Origin of the sequence: Rhodoferax sp. (genome assembly GCF_037143375.1) — a bacterium.
Classification (GTDB): Bacteria; Pseudomonadota; Gammaproteobacteria; order Burkholderiales; family Burkholderiaceae_C; genus Rhodoferax.
In genome coordinates this window covers 1-2678 of record NZ_JBAWYV010000265.1, presented here as the reverse complement: position 1 = coordinate 2678, position 2678 = coordinate 1, and the positions used below count along the sequence as shown (strand labels likewise).

The following is a 2678-nucleotide window of genomic DNA, read 5'->3' as shown; positions in this document are numbered from 1 at the left end:
GGTGTTCGCCAAGCGTTGGCCAAACTCTCCGCGCTGGCCGATGCCACGCTCAAAACACTGTGGCAGCAGGCTGGTTTCACCTCTGCGTTTGCCTTGGTGGCGGTGGGTGGGTTCGGTCGTCACGAGTTGTTTCCCTACTCGGACGTGGATGTGTTGGTGCTCTTGCCCAACGACCAGTCGCCCGAAACCGATGCCGCGCTCAAGAGCCAGATTGAAGGTTTTATTGGCAGTTGCTGGGATGCAGGGCTGGAGATTGGCTCAAGCGTTCGCACCGTTAATGAGTGCCTGGACGAGTCGGCCAATGACGTGACCGTGCAGACATCGTTGTTGGAAGCCCGACTGATCACGGGCAGCGCGGAGCTGTTTTCAGCGTTTGAGCAAGCGTTTTTCGCAGCCATGGACCCCCAAGCCTTTTTTGTCGCCAAGACCCTGGAGCTGCGCCAGCGCCATAGCAAGTTTGAAGACACGCCCTATTCGCTGGAACCCAACTGCAAAGAATCCCCCGGTGGGCTGCGCGATTTGCAGGTCATCCTGTGGGTCGCCAAGGCTGCGGGCTTCGGTGACAACTGGGACGCACTGGCCGAGAGCGGACTGGCCACGCCCTTTGAGGTCAAGCAAATCAAACGCAACGAAGCCCTCATGCGCCTGATTCGCGCCCGGTTGCACCTGATTGCCCAGCGCCGCGAAGACCGCCTGGTGTTTGACCTGCAAACCAGCGTGGCGCAATCTTTTGGCTTTGAACCCCCACCACCCGACACTGACAAACGCGCCTTTGTGCGCCCCAGCGAGGCGCTGATGCGCCGCTACTACTGGGCGGCCAAAGCAGTGACCCAGTTGAACCAGATTTTGCTGCTCAACATCGAAGAGCGGCTCAATCCATCTACGCATGAGCCCCGTCCGATCAATGAGCGGTTTTTCGACAAGGCCGGCATGGTTGAGGTGGCCAGCGACGATTTGTACCAGCGCGAGCCGCACGCCATTCTGGAAACCTTTCTGGTTTACCAGACCACAGTAGGCATGAAAGGCTTGTCGACCCGCACGCTGCGCGCCCTGTTCAATGCCCGCGACCTGATGGATGGCGAGTTTCGCAAAGACCCGGTCAACCGCGCCACGTTCATGAAAATCATGCGCCAGCACGACGGCATCACGCACGCCATGCGGCTGATGAACCAGACCTCGGTGCTGGGACGCTACCTGTGGGTGTTTCGCAAAATCGTGGGCCAGATGCAGCATGACCTGTTTCATGTCTACACCGTGGACCAGCACATTTTGATGGTGCTGCGCAATGTGCGGCGCTTCTTCCTGGCCGAGCACGCGCACGAATACCCGTTTTGCTCACAACTGGCCTCAGGCTGGGACAAGCCCTGGATTTTGTACGTGGCGGCGTTGTTTCATGACATTGCCAAAGGCCGCGGCGGCGATCACTCTGAATTGGGCGTGATTGAAGTGCGCCGCTTTTGCAAGCAGCACGACATTGCACGCGAGGATGCCTGCGTCATCGAGTTCATTGTGCAGGAGCATCTGACTATGAGCCGCGTCGCTCAAAAGTCAGACCTGAGCGATCCCGACATCATTGAGGCCTTTGCCAAACGCGTTGGCAACGAGCGCAACCTCACGGCCTTGTATTTGCTGACCGTCGCCGACATTCGGGGCACCAGTCCCAAAGTCTGGAACGCCTGGAAGGGCAAGCTGCTGGAAGACCTGTACCGAGCCACCCTGCGCGCACTGGGTGGCCGAGCGCCTGACCGCGACGCCGAAGTCGAAGCCCGCAAACGTGAAGCGCTGGTGCTGCTGGCGCTCTACACCTTGCCATTTGAGGCGCATAAATCTCTGTGGGACACAGTCGATGTGGGCTATTTCATGCGCCATGACGCCGCCGACATTGCCTGGCACACCCGGCAACTGTCGCGCCATGTGAACTCGGGCAAATCGATCGTGCGGGCGCGCTTGTCACCGCTGGGCGAAGGCCTGCAGGTGCTGGTCTACACACCGGACATGCCCGACTTGTTTGCCCGCATTTGCGGCTACTTTGACCAGCGCGGCTTCAGCATTCTGGATGCCCGCGTGCACACCGCCTACAACAGCTATGCGCTCGATACCTTTCAGGTAATCGCCCAAAGCATGCCCGAGCACTACCAGGAACTCACCAGCATGGTGGAGACCGAACTGAACCGGGCCATTGCCCAGACCGGGCCGTTGCCGCCCCCAAGCAAAGGTCGCGTGTCGCGCCGGGTCAAGAGTTTCCCGATTGCCCCGCGCATCACGCTGCGCCCGGATGAAAAAGGCCAGCGCTGGTTGCTCAATATCTCGGCCAGCGACCGGGTGGGTTTGCTTTACTGCGTGGCCCGCGTGCTGGCCAAACACAAGATCAACCTGCAACTGGCCAAAATTGCCACGCTGGGCGAGCGCGTAGACGACACCTTTTTGATTCAGGGCGATGAGTTGCAACACAACCGCGCCCAGATCGAGATTGAGACTGAGTTGCTGGAAGCGCTGGCCTAAATCGCTTGGGGTTGCAAGCCTTTTAGGGCTCCAGCCCCGATCTACCAGCGCAAGCAGCTATAAAAAATGTAGCATCAGTCGTCTTTCGGCTGATCCAGACCGGGAAAGAAAACCTCGGTAAAACCGAAACGGCTGAAGTCGCGCACCCGCATCGGGTACAGCTTGCCGATCAGGTG

1 protein-coding gene and 1 pseudogene are annotated in these 2678 nt (G+C 59.3%); one reads left to right on the top strand and one right to left on the bottom strand.

What is annotated here, in order from left to right; all coding sequences use genetic code 11:
* The coding region (locus WCG50_RS18810) for a [protein-PII] uridylyltransferase (protein WP_336901128.1) at positions 1-2502 on the top strand (2502 nt) is incomplete at its 5' end.
* 74 nt (positions 2503-2576) lie between these two features.
* Here WCG50_RS18810 and WCG50_RS18805 read toward each other — a convergent pair.
* Positions 2577-2678 (bottom strand): annotated as a pseudogene (locus tag WCG50_RS18805) (peptide deformylase); the annotation flags it as partial.